The sequence below is a fragment of the Rhizobium laguerreae genome, assembly GCF_002008165.1.
GTDB classification, from domain to species: Bacteria; Pseudomonadota; Alphaproteobacteria; order Rhizobiales; family Rhizobiaceae; genus Rhizobium; species Rhizobium laguerreae.
On the sequence record NZ_MRDM01000020.1, the window covers coordinates 183,918 to 204,406 of the forward strand.

At 62.2% G+C, this 20,489-nt stretch carries 17 protein-coding genes and 1 pseudogene; 12 read left to right on the forward strand and 6 right to left on the reverse strand.

The annotated features are described in order from the left end of the window. Positions 1-30: 30 nt before the first annotated feature. Positions 31-1,238, forward strand: a pseudogene (locus BS630_RS26750) (acyl-CoA dehydrogenase family protein). Between the two features lie 79 nt (positions 1,239-1,317). Here the strand turns inward: BS630_RS26750 and BS630_RS26755 are convergent. Continuing rightward, a complete protein-coding gene (locus tag BS630_RS26755; protein ID WP_077979799.1) occupies positions 1,318-2,535 on the reverse strand; it encodes an SfnB family sulfur acquisition oxidoreductase in 1,218 nt (405 codons plus the stop codon). A gap of 319 nt (positions 2,536-2,854) precedes the next feature. Between BS630_RS26755 and BS630_RS26765 the strand changes: the two genes are divergently transcribed. Next, entirely contained in the window at positions 2,855-4,189 is a 1,335-nt protein-coding gene (locus BS630_RS26765; protein ID WP_077979800.1) for an LLM class flavin-dependent oxidoreductase, read from the forward strand. Between the two features lie 40 nt (positions 4,190-4,229). Here BS630_RS26765 and BS630_RS26770 read toward each other — a convergent pair whose 3' ends face one another. After that, complete coding sequence (locus BS630_RS26770; RefSeq protein ID WP_077979857.1) at positions 4,230-5,273, reverse strand: substrate-binding domain-containing protein; 1,044 nt, start codon at positions 5,271-5,273, stop codon at positions 4,230-4,232. A gap of 215 nt (positions 5,274-5,488) precedes the next feature. Here BS630_RS26770 and BS630_RS26775 point away from each other — a divergent pair, with 215 nt between their 5' ends. The 6 genes from BS630_RS26775 (at position 5,489) to BS630_RS26800 (ending at position 11,831) form a co-directional block, all read left to right on the forward strand. Next, positions 5,489-6,523 (forward strand): Gfo/Idh/MocA family protein, encoded by a 1,035-nt coding sequence (locus BS630_RS26775; protein ID WP_077979801.1) that lies wholly within the window; start codon positions 5,489-5,491, stop codon positions 6,521-6,523. 11 nt (positions 6,524-6,534) lie between these two features. After that, complete coding sequence (locus tag BS630_RS26780; protein WP_077979802.1) at positions 6,535-7,437, forward strand: sugar phosphate isomerase/epimerase family protein; 903 nt, start codon at positions 6,535-6,537, stop codon at positions 7,435-7,437. A gap of 62 nt (positions 7,438-7,499) precedes the next feature. Then, complete coding sequence (locus tag BS630_RS26785) at positions 7,500-8,732, forward strand: ABC transporter substrate-binding protein (protein ID WP_017957466.1); 1,233 nt, start codon at positions 7,500-7,502, stop codon at positions 8,730-8,732. A 305-nt stretch (positions 8,733-9,037) separates the two neighbouring features. Next, the gene (locus tag BS630_RS26790; protein ID WP_072642402.1) at positions 9,038-9,940 is read left to right on the forward strand and encodes a carbohydrate ABC transporter permease; all 903 of its coding nucleotides are present in this window, start codon (positions 9,038-9,040) and stop codon (positions 9,938-9,940) included. Further along, positions 9,937-10,764 carry a carbohydrate ABC transporter permease gene (locus BS630_RS26795; protein ID WP_020047677.1) on the forward strand — a complete coding sequence of 276 codons (828 nt, stop codon included), beginning with the start codon at positions 9,937-9,939 and terminating at the stop codon, positions 10,762-10,764. Before BS630_RS26790 ends, BS630_RS26795 begins: the two co-directional genes overlap by 4 nt. Next, positions 10,761-11,831, forward strand: a complete 1,071-nt coding sequence (locus BS630_RS26800) for an ABC transporter ATP-binding protein (protein ID WP_077979803.1) — start codon at positions 10,761-10,763, stop codon at positions 11,829-11,831. The genes BS630_RS26795 and BS630_RS26800 overlap by 4 nt, the downstream gene beginning before the upstream one ends. 2 nt (positions 11,832-11,833) lie before the next feature. Here the strand turns inward: BS630_RS26800 and BS630_RS26805 are convergent, their stop codons facing one another. From BS630_RS26805 to BS630_RS26820, 4 genes are all read right to left on the reverse strand, one after another. Beyond that, on the reverse strand, positions 11,834-12,334 hold the full coding sequence (locus tag BS630_RS26805; RefSeq protein ID WP_017957470.1) for a nuclear transport factor 2 family protein: 501 nt from the start codon (positions 12,332-12,334) through the stop codon (positions 11,834-11,836). A 45-nt stretch (positions 12,335-12,379) separates the two neighbouring features. Beyond that, entirely contained in the window at positions 12,380-12,904 is a 525-nt protein-coding gene (locus BS630_RS26810) for a nuclear transport factor 2 family protein (RefSeq protein WP_017957471.1), read from the reverse strand. Between the two features lie 20 nt (positions 12,905-12,924). Further along, a complete protein-coding gene (locus BS630_RS26815; RefSeq protein WP_077979804.1) occupies positions 12,925-13,887 on the reverse strand; it encodes an alpha/beta hydrolase in 963 nt (320 codons plus the stop codon). A gap of 127 nt (positions 13,888-14,014) precedes the next feature. Beyond that, positions 14,015-14,764: an AraC family transcriptional regulator gene (locus BS630_RS26820; RefSeq protein WP_077979805.1), complete on the reverse strand. Its 750-nt coding sequence runs from the start codon at positions 14,762-14,764 to the stop codon at positions 14,015-14,017. A gap of 325 nt (positions 14,765-15,089) precedes the next feature. On the opposite strand from BS630_RS26820, the gene pehA reads away from it, so the two are divergent. From pehA to BS630_RS26840, 4 genes are all read left to right on the forward strand, one after another. Continuing rightward, entirely contained in the window at positions 15,090-16,634 is a 1,545-nt protein-coding gene (gene pehA, locus BS630_RS26825) for a phosphoric/sulfuric ester hydrolase PehA (RefSeq protein ID WP_077979806.1), read from the forward strand. A 34-nt stretch (positions 16,635-16,668) separates the two neighbouring features. Then, entirely contained in the window at positions 16,669-18,303 is a 1,635-nt protein-coding gene (locus BS630_RS26830; protein ID WP_077979807.1) for an ABC transporter substrate-binding protein, read from the forward strand. 186 nt (positions 18,304-18,489) lie between these two features. Beyond that, positions 18,490-19,497, forward strand: a complete 1,008-nt coding sequence (locus BS630_RS26835; RefSeq protein ID WP_077979858.1) for an ABC transporter ATP-binding protein — start codon at positions 18,490-18,492, stop codon at positions 19,495-19,497. After that, positions 19,488-20,489 (forward strand): ABC transporter ATP-binding protein, encoded by a 1,002-nt coding sequence (locus BS630_RS26840; protein ID WP_077979808.1) that lies wholly within the window; start codon positions 19,488-19,490, stop codon positions 20,487-20,489. The genes BS630_RS26835 and BS630_RS26840 overlap by 10 nt, the downstream gene beginning before the upstream one ends.

Consider the following 20,489-nt stretch of genomic DNA (forward strand, 5'->3'; position numbering starts at 1 on the left):
TCATCTTTTTGGAGAATTGGAGTTCCGCCCATGAGCCAATCCAATGTCATCTTCGCGGCCAGCCGAAATCCGACGCGCGAAGAACTCTTTGCCCGTGCCGAGGAGATCTCTGCCGACCTGTCGCGGCGCGCCGCAGACCTCGACCGCGAAGGCCGTCCGCCGCTCGCCGAGATCGTCAAATTGAAGAATGCCGGGCTGCTCAATGCGCTGCATCCCACGCAAATCGGTGGCGGTGGCCTCGATTGGGTCAACGGGCTGAGGCTGGTGCGCATTCTCGCCCGTGGCGAGAGCTCGATCGGCCAGCTGCTCGGCTACCACTACGTCAACAGCCAGTACATCTATTGGGCGCTTGATGCGGCGCGCGCTCATGCGCTGGGCAGCGATACGGTCGCCAGGAACCTCTATTGGGGGCGTCCGTCAATCCGCGCGATCCCGGGCTGGTGCTCACCCGTCGCGGCAACGGCTATGTGCTGAACGGACGCAAGTCCTTCTCCACGGCGGCTCGGGTCTCCGACTATATCAATGCCAACGCGACGCTCGACGACAAGATCGCCAGCTTCGCCGTGCCGACCAATCGTCAAGGTTACGTCGCCAACGACGACTGGGACAATATCGGCCAGCGCCTGTCGGACAGCGGCAGCGTCGAGTTTCGCGACTTCCCCGTCTACGAGGAGGATTTCGTCGGCGCGCCGGCTGCACCCGACGCAGCACCTCCGGTGCTGTCGACTTTCAATACGCCGTTCATCCAGCTGGTCTTCGTCAATTTCTATCTCGGCACAGCGGAAGGCGCGCTCAAGGCGGCGGTCGATTACGTCCGCAACACGACCCGGCCGTGGATCACCTCCGGTGTCGAGCGGGCTGCCGATGATCCCTATATCCTCGAACGCGTCGGCGAATTCACCGCCGCGCTGAAGGCTTCGGCGGCCCTTGCCGACAGTGCGGCAGCCGCCGTGCAGGCGGGCTTTGCCCGCGGCCGCGACGTCACCGCGCGTGAGCGCGGCGAGGCGGCGGCGGAAGCCTATGCCGCCAAGGTCCACGCCACCCATGTCTCGCTCGACATCACCTCGCGCGTCTTCGAGCTGACGGGCGCGCGCTCGACGGCCGACAAATACCGTTTCGACCGGTTCTGGCGCAATGTCCGCACTCACACGCTGCACGATCCTGTCTTCTACAAGGCGAAGGAAGTCGGTGAATTCGTGCTGAACGACAAGATACCGGAGGTCAGCCTCTATAGCTGAGGCGGCCATCTTTCATCAAACGCAAAATCTCCACTGCCGGCACCGGCGGTGGAGTTTTCGGTTGGAAGACGGGGAGATTTCAGAGCGCGCCGTTCTTCGGCGGCGTTACGCCGTTCAAATGGTAGTTGCCGACGACGTGGTATTTCCAGCGCACTGGATCGTGCAGCGTATGGGTGCGGGCATTGCGCCAGTGGCGGTCGAGGTTGAGGCCAGCCTGCACCGACGAGGTCCCGGCAAGCTCGAAAAGCGTGTTTGAGGCCTCGAGCGCCACTTCGGTGGTCAGCACCTTGGCGGCGGCAACCGCAAGCGTCGCCGCGACCACCTTTTCCTCTGTCGTCTCGACCTGCGCGGCATCGACCTTGTGCCCGGCGCGCTCCACCAGAGCCGTTGCGGCTTCCAGCCGGATGGCGATCTGGCCGACTTTGGCGATCGTCAGCGGATCGTCTGAGGCACGGTCAAGGCCGCTATCCATCCAGGGGCGTGATTTCGTCCTGACGAACTCCAGCGTTTCTGCAAAGGCCGCCCGCGCGATACCGAGATCGACGCCGGCATGGATGATCTGGCCAACGGAGCCGATCGTCGTCGGCCGCTCGAAACCCTTGTGATGGAAGACCACGGAATCGGCGCTGACATAGACATTCTCGAGGATCGTCGTGCCGCTGCCGGTGGTGCGCTGGCCGAAGCCGTCCCAGTCGTCGATGACCTCGACGCCTTCGGTGCCCTTCGGCACGAAGGCCATGGTCAGCCGATCCTCCGGATCGAGCGCAAAGATGGTGATCCAATCGGCGAAGAGGACGCCGGTCGAATAGAATTTGCGACCATTGATCCGGTAACCCGGACCGTCGCGGGTGATGCGCGTATTGTAGTGGCCGACTGTCTTGGTGCCGCGCTCGGATAGCGCATTGCCGAAACGATCGCCGGCGAGCACCCGGCCGAAGAAATAACGCTGCTGCTCCTCGCCGCCGTCGGTTCTAAGCGCCTCGAGAATATAGAAATGGTTTTGCGGGATCTGGCCGATCGAGCCATCCGCCTCCGACAGGATCGCGGTGATCTCGGCAAGCACGGCGTTGGAGACGTCGAGGCCGCCATATTGCGCCGGCACGGTGATCGCCAGAAGGCCGGACTGGGCGAGAAGATCGAGTTCGCTAAAAGGCAGGATCCTGTCGGCATCGCGCTCGGCGGCGCGTGCGGCAAATTGCGCCGCCAGTCTGCGGGCGGTGGCGATCGCCTCATCATCGCTGCCGATACGGTCGGCCACGGGCCGGATCTGATCTGCTTGCCTCAGCACGGTGTTCATCGATGTCTCCATTTCTGACGGCCCTATCGGTGAAAGAAATCGCGCGCCGAGATAAGATTAGAAATTCTATAGATCTGGTAGAAAATGAAAAGTGTTTGCTTACCGGCTTCTGGCTGCCGCGATTAGTGTCTCAGTCGGGCGGTTCTGCGAAAACGTGGCCGAAAGCGCCGAAAGCGCTACCGGAAATTAGCGGAGCCGGCCTCGATTTGAATTCGTCGAGTTCCTACGTAACCGATATCCGATGCGTCGCTGCAGCGGCTTCAGACAGAACGCCCAATGCGGGGCAGGCGGCCGCCTTGCCCGATCCATGAGGAAAGTCATGACCCCACGGCAGTTGCGCCTCGGCGCCTTCATGCGTCCCGTCAGCCTGCATACTGGCGCCTGGCGCTATCCCGGTTCTTATCCCGACGCCAACTTCAATTTCGCGCATCTGAAATCCTTCGCGCAGGCGCTGGAACGGGCGAAATTCGACGCCTTCTTCATGGCCGATCATCTTGCCGTGCTGAATATGCCGGTCGAGGCGCTGAGGCGCAGCCACACCGTGACCTCCTTCGAGCCCTTCACGCTGCTCTCGGCGCTGGCAGCGGTGACGGAGCGCATCGGCCTCGTCGCCACGGCCTCCACCACCTTCGACGAGCCCTATCACATTGCCCGGCGTTTCGCCTCGCTCGACCATATCAGCGGCGGCCGCGCCGGCTGGAACATCGTCACGACGTCGAACCCTGATGCCGCGCTCAATTTCGGCCTCGACGAACACGTGGAGCATGGCGAGCGGTATCATCGCGCCCGGGAATTCTACGACGTGGTAACCGGGCTCTGGGACAGCTTCTCCGACGATGCCTTCATCCGCGATCGGGAAAGCGGCCTGTTCTTCGATCCGGCAAAGATGCATGTGCTGGGCCACAAGGGCGAGGAACTGAGCGTGCGCGGGCCACTCAATATCGCCCGGCCGCCGCAGGGTTGGCCCGTCATCGTCCAGGCCGGCCAGTCGGACCCCGGCCGCCAGCTTGCCGCGGAAACCGCCGAGATGGTCTTCTGTTCGCCGCGCGATCTTGCCGCGGGCAGGGCGCTTTATGCCGATATCAAGGGCCGCATGGAAGCCATCGGCCGTAACCGCGACCACCTGAAGATCCTGCCCGCCGCCTTCGTCATCGTCGGCGACAGCATCGAGGAGGCGCGCGCCAAACGCGCCACGCTCGACAGTCTGGTGCATTACGACAGCGCCATCGCCTCGCTTTCGATCGCGCTCGGCCATGACGCTTCGGGCTTCGATCCCGACGCACCGCTACCATCAGACATTCCCGACACCAATGCCAGCAAGACCGGCCGCGCGCAGGTTCTGAAACTTGCCGCCGAAGAGAAACTGACGGTGCGCCAGCTCGCACAGCGCTATGGCGGCTATGCCGGCCTTGCCTTCGTCGGCACGCCGGCAAGCATCGCCGACGAGATGGAACGCTGGCTTGATGAGGAAGGCTCGGATGGTTTCAACGTCGTCTTCCCCTATCTGCCGCAGGGTCTCCTCGACGTCACCGACCGGCTGGTTCCCGAGCTGCAGCGCCGCGGTCTGTTCCGCAGCGAATATCAGGGCACGACGCTGCGCGAACATCTCGGATTGCCGCGGCCGGAGAACCGGTTCTTTGCATCAGGTGCATGAGGGGGTTCGCTTCTGCATTCCGGAAGCAAACCGATCGCGCTCAGGCCATGACCCCAACCCGAAACGCGTCGCTTTCACCCGCCATCAGTTCGAGCGGCCAGATGATGTTGCCCCCATCGCCTGGATAGAACTCCCGATAGATCGGCATGTTGGCGAGAAGCATCCGGCCGAGCGCTGCACCGAGATCGTAGAGCGAGATGCGGAAGCAGCTCAGCGACGGCTGCAGGAACCGTGCGCGCGGAGCGTCGCGGAAGCCGATCACCGCAAGGTCGCGGCCGGGCATGACGCCCGATTCCATCAGGCGGCGGTAAAGGCCGATCGCCATCAGCTCGTAGATCAGGATCACCGCCGTCGGCCGCTCTTCGAGCAGCAACAGCTCATGGGCCGCCTGATAGCCGCCCTCTTCGCTCGACCTGACGCGGATGACGAGTGAGGAGTCGAAGGCAATGTCGTGCCGCTCGAGCGCCCGGCGATAGCTGTCGATAAAGAGATAGCCGAGGTTGGCCTCGCTCGACGGCGCGGTGATCGCGATCCGGCGGTGGCCCAGCGCGATCAGCCGCTCGACGGCATGGTCGGCCACGCCCTCGAAATCGAGATCGATCCAGGGGAAATTGCTGGCCGAAAGGCTGCGGCCGAGTGCGACGAAGGGGATCTTCGCCCGTGAGAGAAAGTCGATGCGCCGGTCGACGCGCTGCGTGTCCGAGATGATCATCGCATCGACGATGCGCCGCGCCACCATCCGCTTCAGATATTCGTGCGGGTCCTCGTCGCTCGGGCAGGGCAACATGATGAGGTCGAGTTTGTGGCGGGCAAAGACGCTCTGCAGGCCGCTGGTGACGCCAAGGAAGAAGTTGTCGGCGTTCTCGACCGTCTCCTTGCTGGATTCGATCATCAACCCGATGACCTTCGTCTCCCCCTGCCTCAGGCTCCGTCCAGACTGGTTGGCGACATAGCCGAGTTCCTCGGCCGCCGCCAACACGCGCCGGCGGGTTTCCTGATTGACATCGGGCTTGCCGTTCAGCGCGCGGGAGACCGTGCCGATCGAGATATTCAAATGTTCGGCAAGCTGGCGAATCCCCTTCATCGCTGACGATTTTCCCGGGAGCATGATGCCGAAAGGTGTGCGCGGTTTTCGGACGACATCATGCTCCATTTCTTTAATTCAGATCCGTCCGGATCTGGGCCCGTAATTTCCCATTTGGCGTCTATTGACACCGCAAAATGTTTTCGCCTACAGTCGTAAACGTTTACGGAGTGCGTGTCACGAGGAGAGTTGACACCGTTCCCCTGGAGGAAATCGTGAAATTCAGTGCCATTCTGTGCGGGTGCGGAGCTATGTCCAAAGGTTGGTTGCGCGCCATCGCTTCCAACCCTCTGCTGGCCGACTCCATCACCATCGTCGGCCTCGTCGACCTGAACCGGGAGACGGCGGAAAAGCTTGCCTCGGAGTTCGGCCTTGAAGGCGCCGTCATCGGTTCGGATCTGTCCGAGGTCATCGCGGCCACAAAGGCCGACCTGGTCTTCGACATCGTCATTCCGGCCGCGCGCTACGACGTCGTTTCCACCGCACTCAAGGCCGGCTGCCATGTGCTCAGCGAAAAGCCGATGGCGGCCTCGCTTGCAGAGGGCGCCGCGCTGATCGATCTTGCCGCCGAGACCGGCCGCATCCACGCCGTCATCCAGAACCGCCGCTTCATATCAGGCGTCAGGCGCCTTCGCCGCTTCGTCGAAAGCGGCGCGATCGGCGAACTTACCGGCATCCATTGCGACTTCTTCATCGCACCGCATTTCGGCGGCTTCCGCGAAGAGATGGACAACGTCCTGCTTCTCGACATGGCGATCCACACCTTCGATGCGGCCCGCTACGTCGCCGACACGAAGCCGCTTGCCGTCTATTGCGTCGAGCGCAATCCGAAGGGTTCCTGGTACCGGCACGGCGCCTCGGCCAATGCCATCTTCGAATTTTCCGACGACATCGTCTTCACCTATCGCGGCTCCTGGTGCGCCGAGGGCGAGCGGACAAGCTGGGAAAGCCAGTGGCGCCTCGTCGGCTCGAAGGGAATGCTCACCTGGGATGGCGAAGAGAATTTCAAGGCGACCATTGCCGGCGAAGAGCCCGGCCTTCTACGCGGCGCTGCTGCCGTAAACGTTCCCGGTCCGGAACATGACAAAGAAACCCATGGCCACGCCAGCGTCATCGCCGACTTTATCGCGGCGATCGGCACCGGCAAACGGCCCGAGACGGTCAATTCCGATAATATTCGAAGCCTTGCCATGGTCTTCGGCGCGATCGAAAGCGCCAAGACGGGCAGGCGCATCGAAATTTCAGCATAGGATGACGTGACGTGAGCAACCCTGCAAAATCCATTCGTATCGGCACCATGGTCAGCGGCAACAAGGGCAATGCCGCAACCCGCATCGGCGAGATAGCCGACTTGGGCTTCGAGAGCTTCGAACCCTTCTTCTGGCAGACGACGAAGGGCCAGGACCTTGCCGAGCTCGGCAAGCGCTGCCTCGATGCGATCGGCGACCGCGATATCACCATCTCGACGCTCGGTATGTTCGGCAATCCGCTGGAAGAGACCGCGATCGACCTCGAGACGCTGCAGGGTTGGAAGAACTGCATCGACAATGCCCATCACTTCGGAGCCACCTGCGTTGCCGGCTTCACCGGCCGCATCCGCGGCAAGCCGCTGACAGATAGCCTGCCTCGCTACAAGCAGATCTGGAGCGAGCTTGCCAAGCGCGCCGCCGACAAGGGCGTCAAGATTGCCTTCGAGAATTGCGCCATGGATGGCAACTGGGCTAGCGGCGACTGGAACATCGCCCACAATCCCGATGCCTGGGAACTGATCTTCAACGAGACGCCTGACGAAAATATCGGGCTGGAGTGGGAACCGTGCCACCAGATGGTCTATCTGATCGACCCTTTGCCGCAGATCCGCAAATGGGCGCATAAGTTCTTCCACGTCCACGGCAAAGACGCGACCATCCGCTGGGAGGTCATCAAGGAACACGGCATCTTCGGCAAGGAGAAGTTCGTCTTCATGCGCACGCCGGGCTTTGGCGACAGCAACTGGACCGACATCATTTCCGAGCTGCGCCTTGCCGGCTGGTCGGGCTCCATCGATATCGAAGGCTGGCACGACCCGGTCTATCGCGACGCGCTTGAAATGACCGGCCAGGTCTATGCGCTCAACCACCTCAAGCATGCCCGGGGCGGCGAATTCGTCGTCGATCCCATCTGATGATATCGTTTCCGGCAAGGAGGAATTGCCGGAAACGGGGATAACCACAAAGGAGGAGAATCATGGCTATCCGCAAATATGCAATTCTGGGCGCTCTCGCGCTCGCAGGCATCTCGCTCACCGGCCTTTCGGCCAGGGCCGAAGACGTCACGCTGACGCTCTGGTCGCTGGACAGGGACATCCAGCCGGCGCCGAACCTCGTCAAGGAATTCAACGCCCAGAACAACGGCATCAAGATCGAATACCGGCTGATCCAGTTCGACGACGTCGTCACCGAGGCCATGCGCGCCTATGCGACCGGCCAGGCGCCCGACATCATCGCCGTCGACAATCCGGAGCATGCGCTGTTCTCGTCGCGCGGCGCCTTCCTCGACCTCACCGACATGATCTCCAAGTCGACGGTCATAAAGCCGGCAAACTATTTCCCCGGACCGCTGAAATCCGTGGAGTGGGACGGCAAGTATTTTGGCGTGCCGAAGGCGACGAACACGATCGCGCTCTACTACAACAAGGACATGTTCAAGGCGAAGGGCCTCGATCCGAACAAGCCACCGCAGACCTGGGACGAGCTCGTCGAGGATGCGCGCAAGCTGACCGACCCCGCCAAGAACGTCTACGGTCTCGCTTTCTCGGCCAAGGCCAATGAGGAGGGCACCTTCCAGTTCCTTCCCTGGGCTCAGATGGGCGGCGGCAGCTATGAGAACATCAACGCCGAAGGCGCGGTGAAGGCGCTTGAGGTCTGGAAGACGATCATGGACGAGAAGCTCGCTTCTCCGGATACGCTGACACGCGGCCAGTGGGATTCCACCGGCACCTTCAACTCAGGCAATGCGGCAATGGCGATCTCGGGTCCGTGGGAGCTCGACCGCATGAGCCAGGAGGCGAAGTTCGACTGGGGCGTCACATTGCTTCCGGTTCCGAAGGAAGGCGCTGAACGCTCCTCGGCCATGGGCGACTTCAACTGGGCGATCTTCTCCACCAGCAAACATCCGGCCGAAGCCTTCAAGGCGCTCGAGTATTTCGCCTCGCAAGACGACAAGATGTTCAAGAATTTCGGCCAGCTTCCGGCTCGCTCCGACATTTCGATCCCGGAAACCGGTCAGCCGCTGAAGGATGCCGCCCTCAAGGTCTTCCTCGAACAGCTGAAATACGCCAAGCCGCGCGGCCCGCATCCGCAATGGCCGAAGATCTCCAAGGCGATCCAGGACGCTATTCAGGCAGCACTGACCGGCCAGATGAGCCCGAAAGACGCTCTCGACCAGGCAGCCGACAAGATCAAGGCAGTATTAGGCTAGTTGGCGTCGAGCCAGCCGCTCGCTCCCTCCCTCTTCTCCCCAGCGGGGGTCCGAAGGACGGGGCGAGACCGGTGGCTCGACCCAGGCAAAGATGCCCAACGGGCAGATGAGGGGGTGAGGAGCAAAAGCGACGAACGCCCTGAGCGACAAGCGAAGGGCAGTATGTGCCGCCCCGCCCCCTCATCCGACCCTTCGGGCCACCTTCTCCCCGCTGGGGAGAAGGGATAACTCAACCATTTCCTCCCGGCAGGGGCCGTCTTCCGCATCATGCGCCAGGCGGCCCCGTTGGGAGTATCGGAGGACCCATGAAGAGGATCCTGATGAGCGTCAGGGACGGCCGCGGTTTCGATATCGTACTGGTCGCTTTCCCGCTCGGTTTTCTGTTCCTGATGGCGGGGCTGCCGCTGATCTACAATGTCGTGATGAGCTTCCAGGAGGTCGACATGTTCAGCCTGGGGACCTTCTCGCGTCCCTTCGTCGGCTTCAAGAATTATACCGACCTCTTCGCGCAGCCGGAAACGCTGCCGATCCTCTACAACACCGTCATCTTCGTCGTCGGCTCCATCGCCGGCCAGTTCCTGATCGGCTTCGGCCTGGCGCTGTTCTTCTGGGTCAATTTTCCCGGCGCCTCATGGATGCGCGGCTTGTTCCTAGTCTCCTGGGTGATGCCCGGCCTCGTCGTCGGCGCCATCTGGAACTGGATTCTGTCGGGCGATTTCGGCGTGCTGAATTTCATTCTCAAGGAAAGCGGCATCATCTCCGGCAACATCTTCTGGCGCTCGGACCCGCAATATTCGCTCTATGCCGTCATTATCGCCAATGTCTGGCTCGGCACCTCGTTCAACATGATCCTGCTTTCCGTCGGCCTTGCCGGCATTCCGGCCGACCTCTACGAAGCCGCCGAACTCGACGGCGCCAATGTCTGGCAGCGCTTCTGGACGATCACGCTGCCAATGATGCGCTCGACCATCGGCGCCATCATCGCACTCGGCCTGATCTTCACCTTGCAGCAGTTCGATCTTTTCGCCGCGATCACGTCGGGCGGGCCGAACAATTCGTCGAATGTCACGCAATACTGGGCCTGGGATCTGTCCTTCCGCCAATACGACTTCGCCAAGGGCGCAACGATCTCCGTCATCATGATCGTCTTCGTCATGTTCGCGTCCGTCGTCTATGTCCGGTCCACACGCCACGAGGTGCGCGGATGAATACGACGAACCGCGACCGCCTGATGCTCGCGATATCGATCGTCATGGCGGCGATCTATCTGTTCCCGCTCTACTGGATGTACATCACCGCGCTGAAAAGCGGCTCGGAGATGTTCGCGACGCCGCCGAGCTTCTGGCCGACCTCGCCGCAATGGGGCACCTATGCCGCGGTCTGGGAAAGCCGCAACATGGGCCGCTACCTCTGGAACTCACTGGTCATCGCTCTTGGTTCCGTGGCGCTGATCACCCTGCTTGGCGTCGGCTGCGCCTATGTGCTCGCCAGATACCGCAACGTCTGGGTGGATATCGGCCTGTTCCTGATCCTGATGCTGCAGGTCCTGCCGGCCTCGCTGATGATCACACCGATCTTCGTCGGCTTCTCGCAGATCGGCCTGCTTTCCACTCCGCGCCTTGCCGTCATCATCGCGGTCGCGGCAAAGAGCATGCCTTTCTTCGTCATCCTGGTGCGCGCCACCTTCATGAGCGTTCCCCAGGAGCTGGAGGAGGCGGCACTCGTCGACGGCAATTCGCGCGTCGGCGCCTTCTTCAACATCGTGCTGCCGCTTGCCCGCAACGGCATCCTCGTCAGCGCCATCCTGATCTTCATGCAGGCCTTCGGCGAATTCGTCTATTCGAAGTCGATGATCCAGGCGGCCGAACTTCAGCCGGCAAGCGTCGGCCTCAATTCCTTCATGGGGCCGAACACCAACGAGTGGAACAACATCATGGCCTACGCCACGATGTATGTGACGCCGATCCTCGCCATCTTCGTTCTCTTGCAGCGCCGCATCGTATCCGGCCTCACCTCTGGAGCCCTCAAATGACCACACAGATCGAGCTCAGAGGCGTCAACAAATATTACGGCGCCTTCCACGCCCTGAAGAATATCGACCTCTCGATCGCCAAGGGCACCTTCGTTGCGCTCGTCGGTCCGTCCGGCTGCGGCAAGTCCACGCTGCTGCGCTCGCTTGCCGGCCTCGAAAGCATTTCCTCGGGCGATCTCAGGATCGCCGGCGAGCTGATGAACGGCGTGCCGCCGCGCAAGCGCGATGTCGCCATGGTGTTCCAGTCATATGCGCTCTATCCGCATATGACAGTCGAGGAAAACCTGACCTACAGCCTGCGCATCCGCGGCATCGCCAAGGCCGAGGCCAAGAAGGCCGCCGAGGACGTGGCGGCGACGACAGGTCTTTCGCATCTCCTGAAGCGCTATCCGCGCGAGCTTTCCGGCGGCCAGCGCCAGCGCGTCGCCATGAGCCGCGCCATCATCCGCCACCCCAAGGCCTTCCTGTTCGACGAGCCGCTGTCCAACCTCGATGCTGCGCTGCGCGTCCACATGCGCAAGGAAATCCGGTCGCTGCACGACCGGCTGCACGCAACCTTCGTCTACGTCACACACGACCAGGTCGAAGCGATGACGATGGCCGACCATGTGGTGGTGATGCGCGACGGCGTCATCGAACAGCAGGGCGCGCCGCTGGATCTCTACGACCGGCCGGCGAACCGGTTCGTTGCCGGTTTCATCGGTTCGCCGGCCATGAATTTCATTCCCGCGATCGCCGCGGAAGACGGCAAGAGCCTTGTCCTGGATTTCGGCGCTGTGAAGCAGACGCTTGCGATATCACGCGCCATCGAACCCGGGCGGAAGCTCATCGCCGGCATCCGGCCGGAGCATATCGGCGTCGTCGAGCCCGGGCATGGCAGCTTCGATGTACCGATCGCCTTCGTCGAATCGACCGGCTCGTCAACCTTCATCGTCGCGGCGACGGAGCCGGAGCTGACGATCGTCGAGACGCGGCGCGACAGGGTCAAAGCGGGAGACATGATCGGACTTTCGATCGATCCGGGCCAGATCCATCTCTTCGACGCGTCGACGAATCACCTGGTATAAGCTCATTCGAGCAGCCGGTCGGGCAGGGGTTTCAGCGGGTAGGCCTGCCAGAAGAAGGTATCGGCCGCCGCCTGATCATAGGAGAAGTTGCGCGCCTCTTTGATCTTGCCGTTCTCGATGCGGAAGGCGAGCACCCAGATGGTGTCGACATTGGCCAGGCCGTCTCGTCCCGACCAGCCGCGATGCATGTCGATCACCCAGTACTCGTCGGCCGTCAACGCGATCAGCTCGGCGCGGAAACCGGCCTTGCCCAGCTGCTGGAAGAATGCCGCCACTTCTTCCTTGCCGCGTTTGACGCCGGCCAGCGGATGATGGCCGGGAATGTGCCATTCGATATCGTCGGCGAAGAACGCGGCGACACGGCTCATGTCGCCGCTGCCGTAGGCGGCGTAGTAGTCGGTGATGACCTTGCGGTTTTCTTCCGGGCTTGCGGCTATGACGGTTCCTCCGGAAAAGAGTGCGACTGAAACGAAGAGTGCTCGAACGAGCGATGGTCTGCGCATGCGGATCTCCTTGAAGGTATATTGGAATGAGAGTGGCAGGCCGGATCAGCCCGGCTGCCCGGCGCGTTCCGCGGCCCTGTTGACCAGAGCCCGGTCGCCGGTCTCGTGGGCGGGCGTCATCACCAGCCGGGAGACTTTCCAGGTGCCGTCGATCTTGGTGAGGTCATATCGATAATGTCCCATCAGTACCCAGCTCTCCGCGCCGATCCGATGGACTGCCTGGAAATCGGCCTCGGCCACCGCTGTCGGGCCGGCACTTTCGATGATGGCGTGGTTGCTGACGAGATGCAGCGTGCGATCGAAGCCCGGCAGAAAGGCAGACCATTGCCGGATGACGGCTTCGGCCGGCTGGGTGGTCGGCTCGCCGCCCCAGAGGCCGGTATAATCCAGCGTCACCGTGTCGGCGAAGGCGCCGCGCACGCGGTCCCACTGGTGGCGGTCGGCGCCAGCGGCAATGTCGGTAATGGTATCGATGATGGCCGCGCGGTCGTCGGCACCGATCGATTCGGCACTGGCGGTGAATGACGCCAGCAAGACGCCGGCGGCAGCTGTGAGCATGAGGGTTTTCATGGTCATCTCCTTGTCAGGTATCAGGAGCCTTTGTTGATCCGTTCGAAATGCGCAGCCGCGGCATCGGTCGCCCGCGTGACATGCTGGGGATTGTCGTAGAAGTCGAACTGGGTGACGCCGTCGAGCCAGATCTCGGATGCATCACCATGAAGGCGCGCCAAAAAGGCATGTGTGCCTTGCGGAACGGCGGCCGCTTCCGAGTGGACGATCAGCGTCGGTTTGTCGAGGCGGTCACCGGTGGCAACCGAATCATAGGTCAGCCATGGCTCCCAGGAGGCGAGATTGAACTTGTTGTCATATTGCGGGATGAGGCCGCGAGTGGGCTCGGTATAATAGGGGATCTGGTACATCAGCGCCGTGCTGTCATTGGCGCTTGCGGCAACGATCATCCGGGGCTGGCCGTTGCGCTCGGCTTCCTCAGCCTCGCGGGATATGGCGATCAGCCTGGAGACACCGTCCGCACCGCCATAGATCCGCTCGACGATCGCCTTGTCATGCAGCCACGGCGCAACCAGCGATATGGCGGTGAAATCGGGATTGCCCGAAGCCGCCGCCGCCATATAACCGGCGGAGGCGCAGATGCCGAGACCGGCGATCTTGCCGGCGTCGATTTCCGGCAGCGTCGTCATGTAGTCGGCCGCCGCTACGATATCGTCGGTCTTGGCCGCCGGATCCTCCTTGAAGCGGATATTGCCGCCGGACTGGCCCCAGCCGCGGAAATCGAAGGCGAGGGCAATGAAGCCGCGCTCGGCCATCTCCTCCGCGTAAAGGCCGGACATCTGCTCCTTGATCGAGGTCCAGGCGCCAGTCACCAGAACGCCGGGGCGCTTTTCGCCCGGCTTGTAGTCGACCGGGAGATAGAGCGTGCCGGCAAGCGTCACTCCCTCGTTCTGGAAGGAGACGGGACGCGTCTCGATGCCAGCCGCAAAGGCCGTCGAATGGAGCAGGGCTGCTCCAATTGCAGAAAGGGTCGATAGTCTCATCGAAGGTCTCCTCGCCGTCATCGCCAGTTTCATGAGGTACGAGGAGGAGTTTCGCAGCATCGGCGCGCAGGCGCCGGAGCGATACTTGGCATTTGTTATGTGTTTATTGTCATTCTGGGTCGGAGCGCTATCTTCTGCGAAACGCTGCCGGCGTGAGCCCTGTACTGCGCCTGAAATGCCGACCGAAGCGGGACACGTCGTCATAACCCACGCGGATGGCGACGGCAGCAACCGGAACGCCCGTGGTCCTGAGCAGCACCTTGGCCCGTTCCATTCGCTCACGGATGACATATTGTAGCGGCGACGTGCCGAGCGCAGCGGTGAAGATGCGCACGAAATGGAACCGGCTCATTGCCGCCTCGGAAGCCATGTCGTCAAGGGAAAGATCCTCGGTGAGATTGTCGTGGATATATGCCAGTGCACGGCGCAGCCGCCGGTCCTCGACCCCAATGGATGACAGCGGGGCAGGCGAGAGCAGCTGGGCCAAATGTGCTGCAACCGCAAGGTTCATCGTATCGCGATAGAGGGATTGCGGTGCATCCCGAAGAGAGGCCGCGTGACGAACGAATTGAACCAGCAGCGGATCGAGGCTGCCGACGACGGGATTGAAGACGGCCCTGTCGAAACCGACATCCTTGAGCAAGGCATCCGACAGATCCACCCTCAGAAACGAGAGCTCATCGTCATATTCGCAGGTGCCCGACGAACCGGCCGGCAGAATCCAGCCGTCGCCGGCACGCAGCGGCACGACCCGCTTACGATCGGAACCGACGGCGATGCGGTGCCGGTCCTGATCAACCAGAAATAAGCCGATGGCCAGCCGGGGAATCGCGAACGCACCACCGCCAGCAGGCAGATCCAGCCTGCCCGCCGTCAACCAGTCTCCGCTCGAAACTCCTCGCGGTCCGCTCATGGGACAAATCTAATTTGTCACGCCGGGAATTCAACCATGCAGATTTCGGCTGTCTTGGCGTCGGAAAGCAACTGTTATTAGCCGGAAGACGAAGAAAGCCCGATAGCGAGAGCCGGGGAGCCGCCTCACGCGGTGAACGGCTGTTGTGTCGCAAGTATTACAATCTTATGACGCTCATGGAATAAAAGCGAAGAAAGCCACGATCCGTTTAATGTCATGGAACTTTGAAAAAGTGGTCATCGCGCTGAAATAATCGCGGTTCAAACAGCCCCGCACAAGTGGGGGCTCCATGCGAAAGAAAAACGTTCTACTCATCGTCGTTGACCAATGGCGAGCCGATTTCGTTCCGCACGTTCTGCGTGACGACGGGAAAATCGATTTCCTGAAGACGCCTAATCTCGACCGGCTCTGCCGCGAGGGCGTGACCTTCAGGAACCATGTGACGACCTGCGTTCCCTGCGGTCCGGCCCGCGCGAGCCTGCTTACCGGCCTCTATCTGATGAACCATCGCGCCGTGCAGAACACGGTGCCGCTCGACCAGCGCCACTTCAACCTCGGCAAGGCGTTGCGCGGCGTCGGCTACGATCCGGCGCTGATCGGCTATACGACGACGGTGCCGGATCCGCGCACCACTTCGCCGAACGATCCGCGCTTCACGGTGCTCGGCGACATGATGGACGGTTTCCGTTCGGTCGGCGCCTTCGAGCCTAATATGGAGGGTTATTTCGGCTGGGTGGCACAGAACGGCTTTGAGCTGCCGGAGCATCGTCCTGATATCTGGCTGCCCGAGGGCGAGGACGCCGTTGCCGGCGCCACCGACCGTCCGTCACGCATCCCAAAGGAATTTTCGGACTCGACCTTCTTCACCGAGCGGGCGCTGACCTATCTCAAGGGTCGCGACGGCAAGCCCTTCTTCCTGCATCTCGGTTATTACCGGCCGCATCCGCCCTTCGTCGCCTCCGCTCCCTATCACGCCATGTACCGGCCGGAAGACATGCCGGCGCCGATCCGCGCGGCCAGCCCGGATATCGAGGCTGCACAACATCCGCTGATGAAATTCTATGTCGACAGCATCCGCCGCGGCTCCTTCTTCCAAGGCGCCGAAGGGTCGGGCGCAACGCTCGACGAAGCGGAACTGCGCCAGATGCGGGCGACCTATTGCGGCCTGATCACCGAGGTCGACGATTGCCTTGGCCGAGTCTTCGACTATCTCGACGACACCGGACAGTGGGACGATACGCTGATCATCTTCACCAGCGACCACGGCGAGCAGCTCGGCGATCATCACCTGCTCGGCAAGATCGGCTACAACGATCCGAGCTTCCGCATTCCGCTCGTCATCAAGGACGCCGGCGAAAATGCCCGCGCCGGCGCGATCGAAAGCGGCTTCACCGAGAGCATCGACGTCATGCCGACCATTCTCGACTGGCTCGGCGGAAAGATCCCGCACGCCTGTGACGGCCTGTCGCTGCTGCCTTTCCTGAGCGAGGGCCGGCCGCAGGATTGGCGCACCGAATTGCACTACGAGTACGACTTCCGCGACGTCTATTATTCCGAGCCGCAAAGTTTTCTCGGCCTCGGCATGAATAATTGCAGCCTCTGCGTCATCCAGGACGAGCGATACAAATACGTTCATTTCGCAGCGCTACCGCCGCTGTTCTTCGATCTGCAGCACGATCCGAACGAATTCACCAATCTCGCCGACGACCCGGCCTATGCCGCGCTCGTGCGGGACTATGCGCAGAAGGCGCTCTCCTGGCGCCTGAAACATGCCGACAGAACCCTGACCCATTATCGCTCCGGCCCAGAGGGCCTGAGCGAACGCAGCCATTGATCCGATCCACCAGAGAACCCAAGGAGATATTCCCATGGTCACCTTCACCCGTCGCGGTGCTCTCGGCCTTGCCACCGGCGTCGCCAGCTCGCTGATCCTGCCGCGCTTTTCCATCGCCCAGGCCGACAATCGTCCTTCAATCACCATCGCCGTACAGAAGATCTCGAACTCGAACACGCTGGATACCTTGCGCGAACAGTCGAATGTCGGCCAGCGCATCTTCAATTCGTCGCTCTGGGAAAGCCTGATCGGCCTCGACTGGCTCGGCAACCTCTCGACCGTTCCGTCGCTCGCCACCGAATGGCGCCGTATCGACGACAAGACCGTCGAGCTGAAACTGCGCCAGGGCGTCAAATTCCACAATGGCGACGAGATGACTGCCGAAGACGTCGCCTTCTCCTTCAGCAAGGAACGCATGTTCGGCGATACGCAGCCGAGCGCCGGCAAGACGATCTTCGTCACCGAAAAGAACCCGCTCGGCCGCGAAAGCAAGGAACTGCCGGTCGAAATTCCGGCCGTCGCCCGCCGTATCTGGCCGGCCCTGCTCGGCATCGAAATCGTCGACAAATACACCGTCCGCTTCGTCAACGGTTCGCCTGACGTGACGATGGAAGGCCGCATCTCCGTTGCCGCCAGCGCCATCGCCAACCGCCGCAGCTGGGATGAGGCCAAGAGCTATCTCGACTGGGGCCGCGCACCGATCACCACCGGTCCCTACCGCGTCGCCGAATTCAAGCCGGATACCTACCTGATCTACGAAGCGCATGACGAGTATTGGGGCGGCCGTCCTCCGGTAAAGCAGATCCGCTTCGTCGAAGTTCCGGAAGTCGCCTCGCGCGTCAACGGCCTGCTGTCTGGCGAATATCACCTCGCCAGCGACATCCCGCCGGACCAGATCGAAGGCATTGAAAAGAACGCGGCCTTCGAAGTCCAGGGCGGCATCATCACCAACCACCGCCTGACTGTGTTCGATAAGACCCATGCCCAGCTCGGCAACCCGCTGGTGCGCCGCGCCTTCACGCATGCCATCGACCGACAGGCGATCGTCGACTCGCTCTGGGCAGGCCGCACCCGCGTTCCGGCCGGGCTGCAGTGGGATTTCTATGGCGACATGCTGGTCAAGGATTGGACCGTGCCGGAATATAATCCTGATCTCGCCCGCCAGCTCCTTAAGGAAGCCAACTACAAGGGCGATCCGATCCCGTATCGCCTGCTCAACAACTACTATACCAACCAGACCCCGACGGCGCAGATCCTCGTCGAAATGTGGGCGCAGGTCGGCCTCAACGTGCAGATCGAGATGAAGGAAAACTGGCAGCAGATCCTCGAAAAGACGCCGACGCGTGCCGTCCGCGACTGGTCGAACTCCGCAAGTTTCCCCGATCCGGTTTCCTCGATCGTCGCCCAGCACGGTCCGAACGGCCAGCAGCAGCAGGTTGGCGAATGGACCAACGCCGAGATGAACACGCTGTCGACCTTCCTCGAGACCAGCACCGATCGCGCCAAGCGTCATGACGCTTTCGCCCGCATGCTGCAGATCTGCGAGCGCGAAGACCCCGCCTATACCGTTCTCCACCAGAACGCCGTCTTCACCGCCAAGTCGAAGTCGATCAATTGGAAGGCCGCATCGGCCTTCGCCATGGACTTCCGCCAGGGCAACTGGTCCTGATCAAGACCTGACGACATCAGCGAGCCGGGGGAAACCCTGGCTCGCTGCCATTTGGTGCACCGGCTACCCGGAAACAAGGCAAGCCCGACAGGCACGAGCATGATGCCGAAAAGTGTGAGCGGTTTTCGGCATCATGCTCTCATTCGGATCTGGCTGCCGGCGGGAATGCAAGAAAGAGAGGCTGAAATGCCATTGGTCGAAATTTCCAATTTGAAGGTCGCTTTCAGCGGTATCGAAGTCCTGCACGGCGTCGATCTGGCGATCGAGAAGGGCGAGGCGGTGGGTCTCGTCGGCGAATCCGGCTGCGGCAAGTCGGTCACCTGGCTGGCGGCACTCGGGCTCCTGCCTGGAAAGGCTTCCGTCTCAGGCAGCGTGCGTCTCGGCAGCGATCAGCTGATCGGCGCGTCGCGTACGAAGCTCGAAAGCATTCGCGGCGGCCGCATCGCCATGATCTTCCAGGATCCGTCGAGCTCGCTCAACCCGGTCATCCACGCCGGGCGCCAGATCGCCGAAGCCGTCGAACTGCACCGCGGCCTGACCGGTAGGGCCGCCCGCAACGAGGCCGTCCGCCTGATGGAAATGGTCCGCATTCCCGACGCCGTGCGCCGTTTCGACAATTTCCCGCATGAATTTTCCGGTGGCCAGAACCAGCGGTTGATGATCGCCATGGCGCTCGCCGGCAATCCTGATCTGCTGATAGCCGATGAGCCGACGACGGCGCTGGACGCGACGATCCAGGCGCAGATCCTCGATCTGCTGATTTCGATCCGCGAGGAAACCGGCATGGCGATCGTCTTCATCAGTCATGATCTCGGCGCGGTGTCGCAGATCTGCGAACGCGTCTGCGTCATGTATGCCGGCAACATCGTCGAGAAATGCCCGACGGAATCGTTGTTCCGGTCGCCACGCCATCCCTATACGCGCGGGCTATTCGATGCCATTCCGCGTATCGATGCCGGCCGCGACCGGCTGGTACCGATCCCCGGCACCGTGCCGCAGCCCGGCCGGATGCCCGGCGGCTGCGCCTTTGCGCCGCGTTGCGGCCATGCCTCGGAACTCTGTCATAACAAGGTGCCGCCGCTCCTCGCGCTTGACGACGACCGTGCGACCGCCTGCTTCCATCCGCTCAGTGACGGCGCCACCGCATCGAAGCCGAACCTCATGCAGGTCCAGCAGGGAGTGGCATGGGCATGAGCGAACCTCAGCTGATCGAAGCGAACGACCTCGTCAAGACCTATACGATGCGCCGCGGCGTCTTCGGAAAGCCGAGCCATGTCCGGGCGGTCGACGGCGTTTCGCTGTCGGTCGCGCCGAAGACGACGCTCGGCATCGTCGGCGAATCCGGCTCAGGAAAATCGACGATGGGCCGGCTGCTGCTCGGGCTCGAAGCTCCGACAGAAGGCAGCGTCCGCTTCGACGGGGAGGCGATGCCGGCACTCAGAACGCCGCGCTGGCGTAGCCTGAGGGCACGCATGCAGCTCGTCTTCCAGGATCCGCTGGCAGCCCTTGACCGGCGCATCTCGATCGGCGCGCAGATCGGCGAACCGCTTGCCATCCATGCCGTCGGAAGCGAAGAGGGGCGGCGCGAACGTGTCGATGAACTGCTCGTCGCCGTCGGTCTTCGGCGCGATCAGGCGGAGCGTTATCCGCACGAGCTTTCGGGCGGCCAGCGCCAGCGCGTCGTCATTGCACGCGCCATCGCCACCAATCCGGAGCTTCTGGTCTGCGACGAGCCGGTCTCGGCTCTCGACGTCTCGATCCAGGCGCAGGTGATCAACCTGTTGCGCGACCTGCAGGAAAAACGCGGCATCGCCATGGCCTTCATCAGCCATGATCTGAAGGTCGTGCGCAACATCGCCGATCGCGTCGCGGTGATGTATCTCGGCCGGATCGTCGAGGAAGCAGCCTCGGAGGATATTTTCCGCAGCCCGTTGCATCCCTATACGCAGGCACTGGTCTCCAGCGTTCCGGTTCCCGGCACGGCGCTGCGCGACCGTATCATCCTGCAGGGAGAACCGCCGAATCCCGCTGCCCGGCCTGCCGGCTGCGCCTTTCATCCCCGCTGCGGCCATGCGATCGAGCGCTGCCGCGTCGAGACGCCCGAACTCGTCACCATCGAGGCGGGCCGAAAGGCTGCTTGCCACCTGGTTGCGCCCGCATCCGTCTCAACGCTCATGGAGAGCTGA

Coding starts and splice junctions, on each gene's coding strand:
- BS630_RS26755 (WP_077979799.1), bottom strand. CDS start 2,535: ATGAACACCGTGCTGAGGCAAGCAGATCAGATCCGGCCCGTGGCCGAC.
- BS630_RS26765 (WP_077979800.1), top strand. CDS start 2,855: ATGACCCCACGGCAGTTGCGCCTCGGCGCCTTCATGCGTCCCGTCAGC.
- BS630_RS26770 (WP_077979857.1), bottom strand. CDS start 5,273: ATGAAGGGGATTCGCCAGCTTGCCGAACATTTGAATATCTCGATCGGC.
- BS630_RS26785 (WP_017957466.1), top strand. CDS start 7,500: ATGGCTATCCGCAAATATGCAATTCTGGGCGCTCTCGCGCTCGCAGGC.
- BS630_RS26790 (WP_072642402.1), top strand. CDS start 9,038: ATGAAGAGGATCCTGATGAGCGTCAGGGACGGCCGCGGTTTCGATATC.
- BS630_RS26795 (WP_020047677.1), top strand. CDS start 9,937: ATGAATACGACGAACCGCGACCGCCTGATGCTCGCGATATCGATCGTC.
- BS630_RS26800 (WP_077979803.1), top strand. CDS start 10,761: ATGACCACACAGATCGAGCTCAGAGGCGTCAACAAATATTACGGCGCC.
- BS630_RS26805 (WP_017957470.1), bottom strand. CDS start 12,334: ATGCGCAGACCATCGCTCGTTCGAGCACTCTTCGTTTCAGTCGCACTC.
- BS630_RS26810 (WP_017957471.1), bottom strand. CDS start 12,904: ATGAAAACCCTCATGCTCACAGCTGCCGCCGGCGTCTTGCTGGCGTCA.
- BS630_RS26815 (WP_077979804.1), bottom strand. CDS start 13,887: ATGAGACTATCGACCCTTTCTGCAATTGGAGCAGCCCTGCTCCATTCG.
- pehA (WP_077979806.1), top strand. CDS start 15,090: ATGCGAAAGAAAAACGTTCTACTCATCGTCGTTGACCAATGGCGAGCC.
- BS630_RS26830 (WP_077979807.1), top strand. CDS start 16,669: ATGGTCACCTTCACCCGTCGCGGTGCTCTCGGCCTTGCCACCGGCGTC.
- BS630_RS26835 (WP_077979858.1), top strand. CDS start 18,490: ATGCCATTGGTCGAAATTTCCAATTTGAAGGTCGCTTTCAGCGGTATC.
- BS630_RS26840 (WP_077979808.1), top strand. CDS start 19,488: ATGGGCATGAGCGAACCTCAGCTGATCGAAGCGAACGACCTCGTCAAG.